The sequence below is a fragment of the Salmonella bongori NCTC 12419 genome, assembly GCF_000252995.1.
Classification (GTDB): Bacteria; Pseudomonadota; Gammaproteobacteria; order Enterobacterales; family Enterobacteriaceae; genus Salmonella; species Salmonella bongori.
In genome coordinates this window covers 2,541,014-2,559,551 of the sequence record NC_015761.1, presented here as the reverse complement: position 1 = coordinate 2,559,551, position 18,538 = coordinate 2,541,014, and the positions used below count along the sequence as shown (strand labels likewise).

Annotated in this window: 14 protein-coding genes; 4 read left to right on the top strand and 10 right to left on the bottom strand. The window is 51.6% G+C overall.

Annotated features, from left to right (window positions below):
* Positions 1-28: 28 nt before the first annotated feature.
* The 5 genes from SBG_RS12010 to hmpA all read right to left on the bottom strand — a co-directional run bounded on the left by SBG_RS12010 (position 29) and on the right by hmpA (position 8,384).
* Complete coding sequence (locus SBG_RS12010) at positions 29-1,498, bottom strand: POT-type proton-dependent oligopeptide transporter (protein WP_000856787.1); 1,470 nt, start codon at positions 1,496-1,498, stop codon at positions 29-31.
* A 55-nt stretch (positions 1,499-1,553) separates the two neighbouring features.
* Positions 1,554-3,698 carry a lysine decarboxylase CadA gene (gene cadA, locus SBG_RS12005; protein WP_001100654.1) on the bottom strand — a complete coding sequence of 715 codons (2,145 nt, stop codon included), beginning with the start codon at positions 3,696-3,698 and terminating at the stop codon, positions 1,554-1,556.
* A gap of 82 nt (positions 3,699-3,780) precedes the next feature.
* Positions 3,781-5,112: a cadaverine/lysine antiporter gene (cadB, locus tag SBG_RS12000; protein ID WP_000100011.1), complete on the bottom strand. Its 1,332-nt coding sequence runs from the start codon at positions 5,110-5,112 to the stop codon at positions 3,781-3,783.
* A gap of 360 nt (positions 5,113-5,472) precedes the next feature.
* Complete coding sequence (cadC, locus tag SBG_RS11995; protein ID WP_001187158.1) at positions 5,473-7,011, bottom strand: lysine decarboxylation/transport transcriptional activator CadC; 1,539 nt, start codon at positions 7,009-7,011, stop codon at positions 5,473-5,475.
* A 182-nt stretch (positions 7,012-7,193) separates the two neighbouring features.
* Entirely contained in the window at positions 7,194-8,384 is a 1,191-nt protein-coding gene (hmpA, locus tag SBG_RS11990) for an NO-inducible flavohemoprotein (RefSeq protein WP_000883160.1), read from the bottom strand.
* Positions 8,385-8,708: 324 nt separating this feature from the next.
* Between hmpA and glyA the strand changes: the two genes are divergently transcribed.
* Together glyA and SBG_RS11980 are read left to right on the top strand one after the other, a co-directional pair.
* Positions 8,709-9,962: a serine hydroxymethyltransferase gene (gene glyA, locus SBG_RS11985; protein ID WP_000919172.1), complete on the top strand. Its 1,254-nt coding sequence runs from the start codon at positions 8,709-8,711 to the stop codon at positions 9,960-9,962.
* Between the two features lie 195 nt (positions 9,963-10,157).
* Complete coding sequence (locus SBG_RS11980) at positions 10,158-11,297, top strand: 3-phenylpropionate MFS transporter (protein WP_001173722.1); 1,140 nt, start codon at positions 10,158-10,160, stop codon at positions 11,295-11,297.
* Here the strand turns inward: SBG_RS11980 and csiE are convergent.
* A complete protein-coding gene (csiE, locus tag SBG_RS11975; protein WP_000982973.1) occupies positions 11,292-12,569 on the bottom strand; it encodes a stationary phase inducible protein CsiE in 1,278 nt (425 codons plus the stop codon). The genes SBG_RS11980 and csiE overlap by 6 nt on opposite strands.
* A gap of 125 nt (positions 12,570-12,694) precedes the next feature.
* On the opposite strand from csiE, the gene SBG_RS11970 reads away from it, so the two are divergent.
* Entirely contained in the window at positions 12,695-13,333 is a 639-nt protein-coding gene (locus SBG_RS11970; RefSeq protein ID WP_015702967.1) for a DUF1007 family protein, read from the top strand.
* Entirely contained in the window at positions 13,324-14,310 is a 987-nt protein-coding gene (locus SBG_RS11965) for a nickel/cobalt transporter (protein WP_000111001.1), read from the top strand. Before SBG_RS11970 ends, SBG_RS11965 begins: the two co-directional genes overlap by 10 nt.
* On the opposite strand, the gene asrC is transcribed toward SBG_RS11965, so the two are convergent.
* The 4 genes from asrC to suhB all read right to left on the bottom strand — a co-directional run bounded on the left by asrC (position 14,311) and on the right by suhB (position 18,505).
* Positions 14,311-15,324: a sulfite reductase subunit C gene (asrC, locus tag SBG_RS11960; RefSeq protein WP_000020691.1), complete on the bottom strand. Its 1,014-nt coding sequence runs from the start codon at positions 15,322-15,324 to the stop codon at positions 14,311-14,313.
* Between the two features lie 11 nt (positions 15,325-15,335).
* Entirely contained in the window at positions 15,336-16,154 is an 819-nt protein-coding gene (gene asrB, locus SBG_RS11955; RefSeq protein WP_000017591.1) for an anaerobic sulfite reductase subunit AsrB, read from the bottom strand.
* Between the two features lie 3 nt (positions 16,155-16,157).
* Positions 16,158-17,201: an anaerobic sulfite reductase subunit AsrA gene (asrA, locus tag SBG_RS11950; protein WP_000985222.1), complete on the bottom strand. Its 1,044-nt coding sequence runs from the start codon at positions 17,199-17,201 to the stop codon at positions 16,158-16,160.
* A 500-nt stretch (positions 17,202-17,701) separates the two neighbouring features.
* The gene (gene suhB, locus SBG_RS11945) at positions 17,702-18,505 is read right to left on the bottom strand and encodes an inositol-1-monophosphatase (RefSeq protein ID WP_000553469.1); all 804 of its coding nucleotides are present in this window, start codon (positions 18,503-18,505) and stop codon (positions 17,702-17,704) included.
* Between the last annotated feature and the right edge of the window lie 33 nt (positions 18,506-18,538).

Sequence of the window (18,538 nt, the reverse complement as noted above, 5' to 3'; positions counted from 1 at the left end):
CTCTTCCTTGTGGGCAGCGTTCAACCGCTTAATCGCGACGCGCCTGCGGTAGCGCTGGTGCAGTAGTACGATTACACAGCCATCTCAGGCCGACAACGGCTATAATCAGCGCCACGCAACTCAGCGTCCACTCTCCCATTTGCGAGAAAAAGTGTCCGTAAGCGGCAACTGCCGTATCGCTAATTTGTGACTCTGTTGTTTGTTGCGCGACGACGCCAGCCAGCCAGTTAGCAACCGCGCCGGTGGCCAGCATATAAATACCGGTCAGTACGCCCGTGACGCCAGGCAGGTTGAGGCGGGTAATTTGCGCCATCGCGACCGGATCAATAAACAGCTCCGCAAAGCCCATCAGCGCCAGCCCTGCGATCATCATTCCCATTGATGCCTGCCCGTCTAACCGGGCCTGATGCGCGTTTAGCGCCAGCAGCATAAAGCCCCCGCCCATTAACAGCAGCCCAACAGCAAATTTAAGCCAGACGAGCAGTACCGGGCGGGCACTCTCTTTCGGGCTGCTCAGCCACGCCAGCATCACGCCTGCCGCCATCACCGCAATCGCATTGACCGACTGAAACAGGGCAGTGGGAACGGTCATGTGTAACCAGTGACGGTTAACAAAACGGTCGATAAATAGGCTTATTGAACTTCCGCCCTGCTGCGCCAGAACCCAGAAGAGCGTGCCGGTGATCATTAACAGAACGATTTGCCACAAGGCGCGACGGTGTTCGGGAAATTTAACCATAATACGGGCGATGAGTTGCGCCGCGAAGACGCAGACGATGGCCAGCACATAGCCAGACCAGTTATTTTCCAGCAGAAGTGTGAAGAACACCGGCGCGATGCACAGCATTAATACCAGCCAACCCCAGGTTGGAAGGACGAATTTAACCGCCCGCAGCGCCGGGCGGTTAACGCCGCGCGTCTGCTGAAAGTGGCGATGACCGCTTAAAAAGATGAGCAGGCCGATGAACATCCCCACGCCCGCCAGCGCAAAGCCAACGTGCCAGCCGTACCACTGCGCCGCCAGACCACAGGCGATCGGTGCGGCTATCGATCCAATATTCCCGGCGGCGTAGAGCAGCGAGAATCCCCCGTCGCGGCGGTTGTCATCAGGTGCGTAAAGTTCGCCCAGCAGACAGCTAATATTGGATTTAAATAAGCCGTAGCCACAGATAATAATGGCCAGCGCCGCATATAAACTCAGGGTTGAATCAGATTCTAAGCCTAATACCACGTGACCCAGCGTCATTAATAAAGCGCCGGTGATAACCGCCACGCGGTTGCCAAGCAGGCGGTCGGCAATCCAGCCGCCGAGAATAGGGGTAACGTAAACTAAGGATGCGTAAGCACTGAAGAGGTTGATCGCGTGACTGTCGTTAAAACCAAGCTGGTGGGTGAGATAAAGAATGAGTAAGGCACGCATGCCGTAAAAGCTGAAGTATTCCCAAATTTGAATCGCCACGATATAAAAAATCGCGCGCGGTTGTGAGGGTGTTTTCATAAAGTCTCCTTGCAGCGTGAAAAAAGGGAAGTGGCAAGCCACTTCCCTTTGGTGCTTATTTCGTATTTTCTTTCAGCACCTTAACGGTGTAACGTCCGTTCGCCTGACGATAAGCGCCATGGATATCGGTTTCGAAGCCCGGATAGTGAGCGCCGATTTCGCACAGCATTTGCAGGAATTCCAGTACCGGACGGCTTTCCTCGGTGATCATTTCACCAGGCATCACCAGCGGTACTCCCGGCGGGTAAGGAAGGATCATGTTGGCGTTGACGCGTCCAACCATCTCTTCAAGGTAAACCTCTTCCGTTTCGCCATGCAGCTCTTTCTGGAACGCGGTATACGGCGTCATCACCATTGTCGGCAGTACTTCAAACGCACGGTACATTAAGTCCGGCAGATTATGGTGTTCGACCAGTTTATGAATATTCTGCGCCAGTTCCTGGATTCGCATATTTTCATAGAACTCAGGCGCTTCGCGGTACAGTGCCGGCAGAATGTTTTTGACGCGCAGGTTCAGGTCAAAGGCGCGTTTAAATTCAGTGAGCGCGCGCAGCAGGCTCAATGCTTTAGTTTTATCGATACCAATGCTGAACAGGAACAACAGATTGTACGGGCCGGTTTTTTCTACGATGATGCCGCGTTCATCAAGGTATTTGGCGACCAGACTTGCCGGAATACCGAATTCATCCATCGTACCGTCTTTTTTCATCCCCGGGGTCAGGATAGTGACTTTGATCGGGTCGAGGTACATGTGTTCGTTATCGATATTTTTGAAGCCGTGCCATGCGCTGTCTGAACGCAGCGGCCAACATTCAGCCCCATCGATATGTTCCGGCTGCCATACGTCAAAGAACCAGCCGTCGGATTCGCTTTTCAGGCGTTTAATTTCTTTACGGAACTTAATCGCACGTTCGATAGAACCATTAATCAGACGCTTACCGGCATTGCCTTTCATCATCGCCGCTGCGGTTTCCGTCGAGGCTACAATACCGTAGTGCGGAGAGGTCGTGGTATGCATCATGTAGGCTTCGTTAAAGGTTTCTTCGTTGATGTCACCTTTAACATGAATCATGGATGCCTGTGAAAACGCCGCCAGCAGTTTATGCGTTGACTGGGTTTCATAAATGATTTTGCCTTCTACACGGTCGCCGCTCATACCGCATTTACCCTGATAAATAGGGGAGAAATTGGTGTAAGGCACCCAGGCGGAGTCAAAATGAATGGACTTCACATCCAGCGTTTTCTTGATGTAATCAGTGTTATATAACAGACCGTCATAGGTTGAGTTAGTAATAACAGCATGGACTGGCCAGGTTGCGTTTGGCGTCTCTTTGACCCGTTTAGCGATAGTGGCGTGCTGGAACTCGCTTTGTGGAATACCGCCAAGAATACCGTAAGCATTACGGGTTGGGCGGAAATAAATCGGCGTAATGTCGCTCATCATCATCAGATGCGTCAGCGATTTATGGCAGTTACGGTCAATCAGCACTGTGCTGCCTGCCGGCGCGGAGTACATACCAACGATTTTGTTCGCCGTAGAGGTGCCGTTAGTGACCATATAGCTACGTTCGGCATTAAAGACGCGAGCGATATACTCTTCCGCTTCTTTATGTGGGCCAGAGTGGTCCAGCAGCGAACCGAGTTCGGAAACGGAAATCGAAATATCAGATTTCATCGTGTTCGGGCCGAAGAAATCATAAAAGATGCTGCCGACCGGGCTTTTCTGGAAAGCGGTCCCGCCCATGTGGCCTGGCGTACAGAAGGTGTATTTTCCTTCACGTACATATTTAAACAGGGCTTTTGTCAGAGGAGGCAGAATGTTGTCGATATACTCATCGGTATTCTGGCGAATTTTCGCTGCGATATCAGCCGCGGCGCCTAAAGCATATTCAAAGAAGCGAACCTGCATTCTCAGATCGTTGAGGCTGACGTCCAGAGTAGAGTAGCTGTTGGCAAAGGCGTACAGCGGCATATATTCGTTCAGCTTGCTAATCTCTTCGCAAAGCTCAAGGTTATATTTGTCCCAGTCGAAAATGACGCCGCAAAGGCGAGAGTTATTTTCAATCAGCTTCAGCAGGTCTTCCCGGTCGTTTGGATAGACGATACGGAAATTTAAACCTTCCAGTGCACGATGCAGTTCACGAATAGGCTCTTCTTTAAAGTAGACGCCCATGTGGTTCATGATAGCAATAACGTTCATAGTCTTGTTCCTGGTAAAGTGGGCCCCTCCCGCTACGCTATAGCAGGTGACGAAAGGGGCTTTAAGAAAAAGGAGTTAGCGATTAAAGCGCTTCAGCCGTATTGTTTTCGCTGTCGTTGTTCTGGCGCTGGTGCATTTTGCGGCCATAGAACATCAGGATGATCAGACTGACGATAAAGGTGCCGGAGAGTTCGAAAGAGCTTGCTCCCATCAGCGCGATGAAACAAAACGCGCAGCCCAGCACAGAACAGATCAGGCTTACTGAGTTACGGATGTTGAACCCTTCGAAGCGAATCAGGTCAACACAAGAGTAGAAGTACGGTAACATGGTAAGCAGTACGGCGATCCCGGTCAGTTCACCGAACAGGTCGGACGCTTTACCGCCGCTGGAGTTCATGATAGTGATCAGAATCATCAGCGCAGTCATTTTCACCGCAGCTAACAGCAGACCTTTTTTCGGAATACCGTTTTTATCCATTTCGCCATAAATTTTCGGGAAGTTACCGTCATTGGCGGCACGAACCCCAGCCTGGCCTACCAGCATCATCCACGAGCCCAGAGACGTCAGGCAGGCGAAAGCGGTAAAGGCGGAAACCAGCGGCGCGGCCCAGTTACCCAAAATAGTGGAGGTACTGATAGCAAACGGCGCGCCGGAAGAGGCCATAACGGATGCAGGGAACATCCCGGCGATAACCTGAGTTGCGGCGATATAAATGATGCCTGCCAGTGCGGTACCCAGCATGGTTGCCAGCGGTACGGTACGTTTCGGGTTTTTTACCATGCCAGTGCTGACGGCAGCAGATTCAACGCCAACGAACGCCCACAGGCAGAGCAGAATACTTTTGACAATGGCGTGAGAATCGGTCGTCGTAGAGGTATTCCAGTTCGCGTGGTAGGTGGCAATATCAAACCAATGCCAGCCGGCCACGGCGGTCAATACTACCGGGATCAAAACCAGGAACAGACCAATAGTCGTCAAGCGGCTGACCCATGCTCCACCCAGCATATTAATAAAGGTAAACAGCCACACGATGGCAATACAGGCAATACCTGCCGGTATTGGATTATTTAATGCCGGGAAGAATGTAGAAAGATAAGAAACGGCGGTAATACCGATGGCTAAATTACCAATCCAGTTTGCATGATAATAAAGCACCCCGGTCTGGAAACCAAACGCCGGAGATATTTCCCCGGCATAGGCGATAGGTCCACCCTGCTGAGGGTTTTTGGTCGCCAGCCTCGCATAGACATAAGCCAGCGACATTGCCCCAATAATAGAAATTACCCAGCCCCAGATGGCAATGCCACCAATACTGGCAAGGTTGGCAGGTAATAATGCAATCCCGCTCCCCATCATATTACCGGCAACGACGCCAGTACAGGCAAATAGCCCGATCTTTTTGACAGAACTCATGTTCATTTCTCCTGAGCTGTATTTTTAAGAACCGGGCTTATGCTTCATATATGCTGCGTGCCCGTTCAACTGTCGATAAGATTAATGAATTGAGTGAGATAAGTCCTAAAGAAAAAGTGAAATAAAAACAAACACCGGAAAATTGATAGATTGATATTTTCGAATTAACATATAAATATCATGGAAAATATCATGAAAGTATAAACATTCTTTAATTACAAAGGGTTATATTTACGATTCTTTGCGTTTAGCATGTTGCCAAAGTTAACATAATCTATTTTTGGCAACATGTGATTTACAATTTAAAAGCGAAAATTTTAATATATTTTCGCTTTTATTTGTCATGTTTCAGCATCGAAGTTAATCTTCAGCCAAAAAACTATTCAGGTAAGGTACGATTTTCTGAACAGATGTCTGAAATACACCATTCTCAATCCAGTACAGAGTGTTTTCTCCGGGGCGCAAATTAAATGCTGTCAGATAGGCATCTGCCGCCAGACGATTCTCACCTTTCATCTCATAAACTTTGCCTAACAGGACATAGTTAAACCATGACATTTCAAGCTCAATACTTTTATTAATTTCCTCATACGCGGCATCAATATCACCTTTGCCTAACAGATCGACGGTCTTGATCTTATAATAAACGGACGTTTTCTCCACACCAGGAATTTGATCTATTTTTTTAAACTCTTCGTTCAGCGCAGCCACTTGCTCTTTATCAAACGGCTGTTGCGATTGCCGTAATACATCTACCAGCACTTTATATTCATAGGCATAGTTGAAATCAGGCGTTTCCTTAATAATGCCATTCAGAATATCGCTGGCTTTACCTAGCGCCTGTGCATCTCCACTCAGGATAAGCTGACGCGCTTCATAGAAATGCATTAGCGCAGTATTCTGCGGTGTTCTGAACAGGGCCAGTTGTTCCCGCATACGATCAGGCCAGGGCTGGGTTAAAACGAAAGAGAGGCTGTTGAACAGATCATCCTGGATGGACAACTGGTTAGTATTGGTCACGAAATAGCGCTTATCCAGCATGGTTGAGCCATCGGCGTTATCGATTAACACCACAGACATAAAGCATTGTTGTGCCCGGTAGTGGCGCTGATTGACAAACTGAATGGTTAACGTCTTACCGGAACTGCTTGGCTCATTGACCCGGTAATTAGTTTTATCATGCACCATAAAGGTCGAGTAGGTGTTCAGCAGGTCGGTAATTAAGCCGCCCAGACCGATGGCGTAAGACTCCTGCGAGACCCAGTTATTACAGGAATTACCGCCTTCAAAACGAACATCTATATCTCGTGGGTTAAGCAATAACCGCGTTTTGGTTACCGCGGCATTATGGTCCACGACCGACATGACGATAAACACGACCAGAGTCGCCAGCGAGAGCAGAAACATAAACCATGTCCAGAAGGCGGCGATACGCGGCTTCTTCGTCTTTTTAGCGGACACTTGTGGAAGTGCGGGCTGTGCAGGCGTCGCGGCAGGCACAACGTCCGTCGGTTCTGTATACGTTGCTACGACTGGCGGCGATGTCGATGAATTATCGATTTCATCGCTATTTTCTTCGCACCAGATGACAGGTGCCGTTAGCTTGTAGCCGCGTTTGGGTACGGTAACGATGTATTCTGCATTGCTGTCTCCGCCGTCTCTTAACGATTTGCGCAGTTCAGAAATGCTTTGGGTGACAACATGGTTGGTCACGATGGTGCGCATCCAGACATGATCAATAATGTTATCCCGGCTCAACACTTCATCCGGATGGTGCGCAAAATACATCAGAAGATCGATCAGTCGTGGTTCAAGGGTAATCTGGCGTCCCTGACGACTGATTTGATTAACAGAAGGTGTAACCAGCCACTCTCCAATGCGTACAACAGGTTGCTGCATAAAAAGATGCCCTAACGAGCTAAGTCAAACGTTAATAATAACACGATTTGCACAGACTTTTTTTATTCTCCTTTTTTGTAAAAGAAGGGCGTAAAAAGCAGCGCAATTAAGCCGGAGGACTGAGAGGTAAACGGGCGTTCGCCATGGCGACAACGCCCGTGTTTACAGATGATTTTTTGCGATTACAGTACTTTATGCGGGCCGAAGCATTCGTAATGAATGTTTTCGTTATTCACGCCAAGGGATACCAACTGTTTTGCGGCAAACTGCATAAAACCCACCGGACCACAAAGATAGAACTGCATTGTCGGATCGCTGATGGCTGTTTCCAGTTTGCTGAAATCCATCAGACCTTCGCTGTCAAATCCCCCCTGAGCGCGATCGGCCTCGGTCGGCTCGCGATACCAGGTATGTGCGGTGAAACGCGGCAGGGTGCGACCCAGTTCGCTCACTTCGTCAGCAAACGCATGAACGTCACCATTTTCCGCCGCGTGGAACCAGTTCACCTGCGCGGTATGGCGCGCTTTCGCCAGCGTATCAAGCATCGCCAGCATTGGCGTCTGGCCGACGCCTGCGGAAATCAGTGACACGGGGGTATCGGTAACGACATCCATAAAGAAATCGCCTGCTGGCGCGGCCAGATGCACCACATCACCAACGCTGGCATGGTTGTGCAACCAGTTTGATACCTGGCCGCCGTCTTCGCGCTTCACGGCAATACGATAACCTTTGCCATCCGGTTTACGGGTCAGTGAATATTGGCGGATCTCCTGATGCGCAAAACCTTCCGGCTTCAGCCAGACGCCCAGATACTGCCCGGGACGGTATTCCGCCACCGTACCGCCGTCGACCGGCTCAAACTCAAAGCTGGTAATCAATGCGCTGCGTGGGGTTTTCGCGACGATGCGGAACGGACGCGTGCCTTCCCAGCCACCCTCTTTACTGGCATTTTCGTGATAAATCTCGGCTTCCCGGTTGATAAAGACATTAGCCAGTACGCCATAAGCCTTGCCCCACGCGTCCAGCACTTCCTGACCCGGGCTGAACATTTCGTCCAGTGTCGCCAGCAGATGCGTCCCAACGATAGTGTACTGCTCTGGCTTAATCTGGAAACTGGTGTGCTTCTGCGCGATTTTTTCTACCGCTGGCAGCAGCGCCGGTAAATTTTCGATATTGCTGGCATAGGCTGCGATGGCGTTAAACAGGGCTTCTCGCTGATCGCCGTTACGCTGGTTGCTCATATTAAAGATTTCTTTGAGCTCTGGGTTATGCGTAAACATGCGGTCGTAAAAGTGGGCGGTAAGCTTCGGCCCCGTTTCAACCAGCAGGGGAATGGTAGCCTTTACTGTAGCGATGGTTTGTGCGTCAAGCATACGTGCTTCCTTTATGTGAAAATCTAATGATGTATATCAAATACATCTTATAAAAATACCCTTGCATTGTAAATGGTTCTTCATAGCTTTACGTTGCGAACGTAACAACGTGAAAAATCTGCATCACAAAGCTGAAAAGAAATCCATTGAAATTCACAAGGCTTTGTATCAAGAAAGTCTGATTTGGCGCGTAGGTAAACGTTTGCGTAAAAACCTTTGTCAAGACCTGTTATCGAAGAATGATTCGGTTATACTGTTGGCCGAAGTCCCACGGACTGCCGTTTCAGGCACAAATTTTATTGTTAGCTGAGTCAGGAGATGCGGATGTTAAAGCGTGAAATGAACATTGCCGATTATGATGCCGAATTGTGGCAGGCTATGGAGCAGGAAAAAGTACGTCAGGAAGAGCACATTGAACTGATCGCCTCCGAAAACTACACCAGCCCGCGCGTGATGCAGGCGCAGGGGTCTCAGCTGACCAACAAATACGCTGAAGGGTATCCGGGTAAGCGCTACTACGGTGGTTGCGAATATGTGGATATCGTTGAGCAACTGGCTATCGATCGCGCAAAAGAACTGTTCGGCGCCGACTATGCTAACGTCCAGCCGCATTCTGGCTCTCAGGCTAACTTTGCGGTCTATACCGCGCTACTGCAACCGGGCGATACCGTTTTGGGTATGAATTTGGCGCAGGGCGGCCACCTGACTCACGGCTCCCCGGTTAACTTCTCCGGTAAACTGTACAACATCGTACCTTACGGTATTGATGAGTCCGGTAAAATTGACTATGACGAGATGGCGAAGCTGGCCAAAGAGCACAAGCCGAAGATGATTATCGGTGGCTTCTCTGCCTACTCCGGCGTGGTTGACTGGGCAAAAATGCGTGAAATCGCTGACAGCATCGGCGCATACCTGTTTGTCGACATGGCGCACGTGGCGGGCCTGATTGCCGCAGGCGTTTACCCGAACCCAGTTCCCCATGCGCATGTGGTCACTACCACCACCCATAAAACCCTGGCGGGTCCGCGCGGCGGCCTGATTCTGGCGAAGGGCGGCGACGAAGAACTGTACAAAAAACTGAACTCCGCCGTCTTCCCAAGCGCGCAGGGCGGCCCGCTGATGCACGTGATCGCCGGTAAAGCGGTGGCGCTGAAAGAAGCGATGGAGCCGGAATTCAAAGTTTACCAGCAGCAGGTTGCGAAAAACGCCAAAGCGATGGTGGAAGTGTTCCTGAACCGCGGCTACAAAGTGGTGTCTGGCGGCACTGAAAACCACCTGTTCCTGCTGGACCTGGTGGATAAAAACCTGACCGGTAAAGAAGCCGACGCCGCCCTGGGCCGTGCCAATATCACCGTGAACAAAAACAGCGTGCCCAACGATCCGAAGAGCCCGTTCGTAACCTCCGGTATCCGTATCGGTTCTCCGGCGGTCACTCGTCGCGGCTTCAAAGAAGCGGAAGTGAAAGAGCTGGCTGGCTGGATGTGCGACGTGCTGGACAACATCAATGATGACGCCACCATTGAACGCGTGAAAGCGAAAGTGCTGGATATCTGCGCACGCTTCCCGGTTTACGCGTAAGCGCTTGTGTTGTGAAAATGGCCCGATGGCGCTGCGTCTGTCGGGCATTACTTATGCGCCATAACGTGACACCGCCGGAAGCCATTATCCGGCGGCGTTGCCGTTTGAACTTCTCCCTCCGCTTGTGAATCTTATGTTACTCTTGCCAGCGCAATCGTTTATCGCCAGACTATCGCCTCCAAACGGGAGGGAATCATGGCATTGCATTCCACGCGCTGGCTGGCGCTCAGTTATTTCACCTACTTCTTTAGTTACGGTATTTTTCTGCCATTCTGGAGCGTCTGGCTCAAAGGTCTTGGGCTAACGCCGGAAACCATTGGCCTTCTGCTGGGCGTGGGTCTGGTCGCGCGTTTTCTCGGTAGCCTGCTCATTGCTCCCCGCGTGAGCGATCCCTCACGGTTGATTTTCGCGTTGCGTGTCCTGGCGTTGCTGACGCTGGTGTTTGCGCTGGCATTCTGGGCGGGAACGTATGTCGCGTGGCTCATGGTGGTGATGGTCGGTTTTAACCTCTTTTTTTCACCCCTGGTACCGCTGACTGATGCGCTGGCCAATACCTGGCAAAAGCAAATCACCCTTGATTATGGCCGGGTGCGGCTGTGGGGGTCTGTTGCTTTCGTGATTGGTTCGGCCCTTACCGGTAAGCTGGTTAGCCTGTTTGATTACCAGGCGATTCTGACGCTGTTGTCTCTCGGCGTCGCCTCAATGTTGCTGGGTATGCTGTTACGTCCCAGCGTACCGCCCCAGGGGGAAACTCGTCAGCAGGAAAGCGCAGGCTTTCCCGCCTGGCGTATGCTGGTGACACAAAGCTGGCGTTTTCTCGCCTGTGTTTGTTTGCTGCAAGGGGCGCACGCTGCCTACTACGGTTTTAGCGCTATATACTGGCAAGGGGCAGGCTATTCAGCGTCGGCGGTCGGCTATTTATGGTCACTGGGCGTGGTGGCGGAGGTGATCATCTTCGCCCTGAGCAAAAAGTTATTCCGCCGATTTAGCGCCCGCGACTTACTGCTGCTTTCCGCCGTCTGTGGCGTGGTACGTTGGGGGCTAATGGGCTGGAGTACGGCGCTACCGTGGCTGATTGTGATACAAATCCTGCACTGTGGCACGTTTACCGTGTGCCACCTGGCCGCCATGCGTTATATCGCTGCGCGTCAGGGAAGTGAAGTGATTCGTTTGCAAGCCGTCTATTCCGCTGTGGCGATGGGCGGCAGTATTGCTATCATGACGGTATTTGCCGGTTTTCTGTACCAACATCTGGGCAGCGGCGTATTCTGGATTATGGCGCTGGTGGCATTGCCGGCAATCTTCCTGCGACCCAAAGTGATTGCGGCCTCATGACTCCAGGATCTTGCGGATCTGTTGCTGCTGGTGCGCCGTGAGAGCGTGGTCCGCATGAATCAATGGCGGTGAGAAGAGCGGTAGCGGCGTAGCGTAAGGTGTGACAATGAGCGCTACGCCGCGCGGACATCCCTCTTTTTGAAACGCCCGGGTTGATACCCGTTTAATATTGAGCGGCAACAGGGTCAGCTCACGCAGTTGCTGCTCAATATAGGTTTCCAGCGCGTCATTTTTATCCGCTAATAATACGATTTGTTTTTCATGCAGATCGTTATCCTGCATCAGCCAGGCACCAAAAATTACCGCCACCAGTCCCGTTTCTTCGTCAGAAAAGCGGACGCCGTATTCGGCTTCAAACCCGGCGAGCGCCTCACGCGTAGTGCGTACCAGACGCGGATAAAGCCGGTTGAACTCCTCCGGTAGCGTATTATCAATGCCAATGGTGAATAAACTTCGGTTCAGCGCCTGGGCGAGATGGACATACAGCTGATCGTTAAGCCCTTGTTCATCGCTGAAGCGTACATTTCCTGTTTCTTTAAAGCGCAGTACCAGTCGCGCAACCTCCAGTCGCAACTTTTGCGCCCGTTGATGTGTGTCGCGAATCGGATCCGGGATACGAATCATTGAAAATAGTAACGCCATAAACAGCGCTTCATTCAGCGGCGCGGCCTGCATCACATGGCGCTGCCAGTGACGGCCAATCTCCTGTGCGAGCGGATATTCCGCACACGACTGGGCCCAGATCTGCTGTGCAGGGGTAAATGCCGGGGTGATACCCGCATGGTGTTGTAGCAGACAATATTGTAAAAAGAGACGCAGGAACTGCACATCGCGGTTTTCAAAAGGTTTTTGCAGCCGCCGGGCGCAAAGGTTGATGAGTGCGTGCAGATTGATATCGTCATACAGCGGGCGTGCAATACCGCGCTGCCTGAGCGCATTTTTTAATGCCGGCGTAAACTGTTGCGTGACAAAGGTTGGACATAAACGCAGGCCACGCCTGAGCCAGTGTAAAAGGCAAAGGCGTTGATCGAGTGCTGTACCTTCGATCCGGTAGCAACCGTTCTGGCATGTTGTGATGGCAAGGCGATGATAGCGCTGGATCTCCAGACTGATTTCAGTGATATCCTCACGGGCAATATCATCATCAACGCCATTAAGCGCGCTGAAACCTTCCACCGTGGCGATTTGCCCTGGCTGGAAAAGCGTCAGCAATACCTGGCAACGGCGCTGGGGAGCGGAAAGCACAGATGGTGAGGCAATTGTCGGCATCATCTGTCAGGTCCCCCGTTAGTTTGTCTGGTAAGGATAGCTAAAGTTTGCGAGTGAAAAATGTTATAAGCGTGCTTTTAGGCCAGGAATGCTGGGGAGCGTCACAGAATTTTTATCGTGAGGATCAGATGAAGCCAGTGAAACGCAGCGCCTTAACGCTTTTTCTCGCCGTTTTATCTTCTGCTGCGGTGGCGCATCCGCACAGCTTTATCCGTCTGCAAACGCAGGTGGTCAGTGAAAATCAGCAATTCGTGGCGTTAAAAATGCGCTGGACAATGGACGAGTTGACATCAGCGGATCTGCTGTATGACGCCGGAAACGCTGCACCGGGATCGGAAATATGGAAAAAACTGGCGGCGGAGGTAATGGCTAACGTACTGGGGCAGTACTATTTCACCGAAGTGTGGCATAACGGACAAAAGGTGAAATTTAAAAATCGTCCGACGGAATACGGCATGACACGCGAGGCGCATCAGGCAGTATTGACTTTTACGCTGCCGCTGGCTGAACCGCAGGCGTTAAGCGGGCAAACCTATACCTTTTCAACATTTGATCCTTCTTATTATGTCGATATGTATTATGACCAGGACAATGATGTCACCATGCCGGAGCCGCTGCGCGAAAGGTGTCGGATTCAGGTCCATACGCCTGTGCCCGGCGAAGAGACATTACGTTTCGCCCGGTCGCTGGATAAAGAGGACGCGCCGCCAGAGGATATGGATTTAGGTAAACAATTTGCACAAAGGGTGACGCTGCAATGTCAGTAATTTTTTCTCAACAGGCTCCGGTGCGCCGCTGGCTATCTTTGTGGCCACTGGCGCTATTACTGCTGCTAATACTGGTTGGCGGTCTGTGGATTTGGCAGGCCTGGCCGCAGGTGATAATAAAAAGCGCCCTTTGGCAGCGGGAGGTACATCAACAGTTGAGCGCATTGCTTAAAGTGGTAGCGATGCATCCCGATCGGGCGGGCGGTTCGCTGCTCCTGCTGAGTTTCATTTATGGCGTACTTCATGCTCTGGGGCCAGGACATGGCAAAGTGGTGATTGCGACCTGGCTGGCAACGCATCCTTCGAAGCTGAAATCCAGCATTGCGTTAACTCTGGCCGCCGCGTTATTGCAGGGGCTGGTGGCTATCGTGCTGGTGGTGGTTGTATTGACGGTATTACAACTTCCGGCAAGGCAGTTGCATCTGAGCGGCTTCTGGCTCGAGAAGGGTAGCTATGCGCTGGTCGGCGTACTGGGTGCTTTGTTGTGCTGGCGGGCAGCAAAAAAATTACGCACGTTGCTACGTAAACCTGAGGTTATCACCTTCACGCCGTACCCTGTTCCCCATAAAAAATGTGGCTGCGGACATCAGCACTTCCCGACCCGGGAACAGTTACACAGTAGCGATGACTGGCGCGCGCGACTGATGATTGTGCTGTCTATGGGGATGCGTCCCTGTTCTGGCGCGATAATGGTGCTGTTATTCAGTAAAGTTATTGGTGTTTTTAGCTGGGGAATGGCCTCGGTATTGGCGATGGCGGCAGGAACCTCACTGACGATTACTTCGCTGGCGCTGCTGATACAGAGTTTTCGCTCCCTGGTGGTGAGATGTAGCGGAAACAATGCGCCTGCATTATGGCGGCAGGTGGGCTGGTCAACGCTGGCGTTGGCCGGTGGAGTCGTACTGCTCATCGCCGCCCTGGTCATGTGGTTTAGTGTGCCGCAGCCGGTGGCAGGGCTGCGGCCATTTCGCGGTTGATTAGTGTCCGGCGGGTTTAAGATGCATCCGCGCGACGGATTCGTCTTCGGCCCAGTAAATTCGCTCGGCAACCATCGCTTCCGGGTTAAGCTGAACATCGCGTAGTACCCGTTCTTTAAAACGCAGATAACCGCCTTTGTCAATCAGGTGCCCCATATGCAGATAGATTGGTTTTCCGCCGAGCATCTCTTTTTCAAACTCATACAGGTTAACGATCACCTGGCTTATGACCTCTTCGGTCACCCAGTTAAGAAAGAGTTTGCCAACGCGCGGCGTTTTTTTACTGGTGCGTCCGCCCAGACGCACCTGCCAGAGCTGGTCCGGTTTACGCTGCCAGGCCAGCGTCGGGCAGGCCAGCACGCATTCGCCGCAGCCGATACAGGCAGATTCTTCTTTGACCGCTTTGCCATTTTTCAGCGCCAGACAGCCGACGGCATGGTGGCTACAGGCCTTCACGCAGGCGCCGCAGCCGATACAGCGCTCGGCCGTGAAGCGTATTTTCGCCACGCCAATAATCCCCAGATCGGCCATTGATGCTTTTGCGCAGTCATTCGGACAGCCGACGATTACCGTTTTGAGATGATAAGGGCTGGGATAGACCAGTTTTTCAAGACGGCGCGCCAGGCCGGTGGTATCGGTGTTGGCTTTCTGGCAGATGCGGTTCCCCTGGCAGGCGACAATATTTCGCCCGCCAATAGCGAGGTATCCCGCTTTGGTATCCTCAACCTGAACGTCGCACAGTTCCATTTCAATTTCGCGAAGAAACGGTTCCAGCGCGGCGTTGACACTGTCGATATCTTCGTACCGGATGCCCGGCATAGCCAGTTTCTGGCGGGTAGTGAGGTGGATTTGCCCATTACCCCAGGTTTCGGCGATATCACGCGCTACCGTCAGCAAATGCGCAGGTAAAATACCGCCAGGAATACGGACGCTGATCATGGCTTCGCCACGTACTTTTGACAGGCGATATTCGTTTTTCGCACGGGCTTTAATGATATCAATATCAATGCTCATGATGTTTCTCCTCAATCGGCAAAATGTTGCGCGACGGCATAGTTAAATACAGGGCCGTCGGTACAGACATAGACCTCGCCCATACGGCAGTGGCCGCACTTCCCGACGGAGCAGGCCATCCGGCGTTCGTAGTCCACCCAGATGTGCTCTGGTTTCAGCCCTTTTTGCAGCAACATTTTTACGGTAAAGGCGATCATTATCGGTGGGCCAACGACGATAGCCTGCATCGTGTCGATATCGCTAAGTGCCATTTCGGCAAGGCGATCGGTCACCCGACCAATCTGGAAGCGGTCATCGGCCTCACCTTCATCCAGCGTGAGCACCAGATTATGTTTGCCATGCCATGCTGCCATCTCTTCTTTGTACAGCACGCCGTCGTGGTTTTTATAGCCGAGAATCATATCCAACTGACCAATTTCCTGCGGATTCTCAACGAAATAGCGCATCAATCCTTTCACTGGCGCGACGCCGGTGCCGCCTGCGACAACCAGTAAGGGTTTATGACGTAACGTATCAACCGGATAACCGTTGCCATAGCAGCCGCGCAGCCACACGTTATCGCCTTCCTTCAGAGTAAAGAGGGCGCCGGTCACTTTTCCGACGTTACGAATCAACAGATCTATCCAGCCATCGCCGTAGTCGGAAACAGAGATTGGCGCTTCGCCGACGCGCGGCAACGAAATTTCAACAAATTGCCCCCAGTGCGCGGGAAAATCAACCGCCACACGGAAGTTCCACTCCTGCGGCGTGTGGCGGGTAATGCTGAGGATGCGGTACGCCGCAGGAAGCAAGCTGTGCTGCGGTTTATCATGACAGGAACAATGTGACATGCGTTATGCCTCCTCAGCCAGCGCCTGGCGAACGGCGGCGGTCATTTTGTTAATAATGAGAGAGAACTTGATGTATTGCGGACAACGATCGTCACAGCGCCCGCAGCCAACGCACATATGCTCAATGCCGTTGCGCGCTTTGTAGTCATTGACCTTATGTAGGGCGCGGTAGCGCAGACGTTCGCCGGGTTTTTCGCGAAAGCCATGACCGCCGGCCATATCGCTAAAACCTGGCACCATGCAACTGGCCCACTGGCGACGACGTTCGCCGCGCTGCGGATTTTCATCATAGGCGACGTCAAAGACGCTATAGCAGGTGCAGGTTGGGCATCCGGTGGTGCAGCGTCCACAGCTGATACAACGGCTGTCGTAAGCGTCCCATAGTGGGTGGCGAGTGAGAATGTCGCGAATTTTTTGCGGATCCTGGCAAACACTGTCCGGTGTGATGACGGTTTCCCGATTTTCGCTGACAAAAGAGGGAGCATAGTCGATATTCTGCCCCAGCCCTTGAATCGCCGCCTCAACAAAAGGATCGCGAATGCTGACAAGCGCGCCCTCCTCGCTAAAGCGCATTGCGGCGCTATAGCGCTCGGTTTTATTAGTGCCCATTGAGACGCAGAAACAATTTTCGAAGCTTTCTTCGCATTCAATAAGGATGAAACGAATCTGTTTCCGTAATAGTTGATAACTGTAATCGGAGTTATTCCCATTTGATAAATACATATAATCCAGTCGCGACATAGCGTGAATATCGCAGGCGCGGGCAAAGATTAATATTGGGGAGGTATCCGTCCCGGCAATTTGAATTGTGTCTTTATCAAAATAAAAGAGCGTTTCGGTGATAGGGGCGATAATAGTATTCGGCGACATGTGTGATTTCTCTCGCCAGATGAGATCGCGCCAACTGCGAATTTGTTGATAAATAATGTTGTCAGTATCGGAAAAACGTCCGCCGCGAAACTCTGCGGATGGGGCAAACACGCGCCACTTTTTGCTTAATCGCTGGATAAGCAGACTAAACTCCTCTGGCGTAATTTTGATAGCCATCACATACTCCACAGTAATATTCAGGAAAAACAAATGAAAATAAATTGTTATAAAAATCAGAAGAATATTACTGTTACGCTAGCGCTAATGCGTCATGTTCGCTAACGGGAAAAAATGGTTCTTGATATCTGTATAATAAATATATTCTTAATCATAAAACATGCATATAGACTGCACCACGCTATTCATACAACAGCGCGGGCTGAGTAAACTTAATCACCGTATCGCAGTACAGGATGGCATAATATCCGCTAAATGCATCACTGCATTTGCGGAGGAAAAGCGAATTTTTTAGTTTTAGCGCCAGGGCGAAGCCATTCCCTGTTTCACTCTCCTGTCAGGAAAGGTTTATAGGTATTCACCGGGAGTGGGCGTGCTGCAATAAAGCGCGGAGAGGCGAGTGCGAAAGTGTCAGAGGGAAGTCAAACGGTGGACGTCGGTCTCGGCATTTGGCCTGAAAGAGGGAGGGCGGATGCGCAAAGCACACCCGCCAACATACATTAACGCTTCAGCGCATCGCTCAGTTCATCGCGCATGTTCGCCAGCATGGCTTTAACGACGCGAGGGTTACCCGCCACGATATTACCGGTCATCATGTAGTTATGCCCGCCGGTAAAATCGCTGACAATACCGCCTGCTTCACGAACCAGCAGCTCGCCCGCGGCGAAATCCCACGGACGCAGGCCAATTTCAAAGAAACCATCGACGCGACCTGCCGCCACATACGCCAGATCCAGCGCGGCGGAACCGGTGCGGCGGAAATCGGCGCATTCGGTGAACAGTTTGCCGATAACATTAATGTAGGTTGTCGCGTATTGTTTGGCTTTAAACGGGAAACCGGTGGCAAGGATGGTACCGTCCAGATCGCGAGCAGTGCTGCCGCGCAGGCGGTAACCGTTCAACTGTGCGCCCTGACCGCGGGTGGCGGTGAACAGTTCGTTACGCATCGGATCGTAAACCACGGCAACCTCAGTACGGCCTTTAATACGTACTGCGATGGATACTGCAAAGTGCGGCAGGCGTTTGATGAAATTGGTGGTGCCATCCAGTGGATCGATAACCCATTGAACATCCTGATCTGTGCCAACGTGTTCACCGCTTTCTTCGGTGATAATAGTATGTTGCGGGTAAGATTTACGAATCGTGTCGATAATCACCGCTTCAGCGGCTTTATCTACGTTAGTCACAAAATCGTTACTGCCTTTTTGGCTCGCTTCAACAGCGTCCGGAGTTTCATAGTTTTTGGCAATTACATTACCCGCCTTGCGCGCTGCGCGCACGGCGATGGTCAGCATCGGATGCATCGGTCTCTCTCACTGGATGTTAAAGAACGGGAA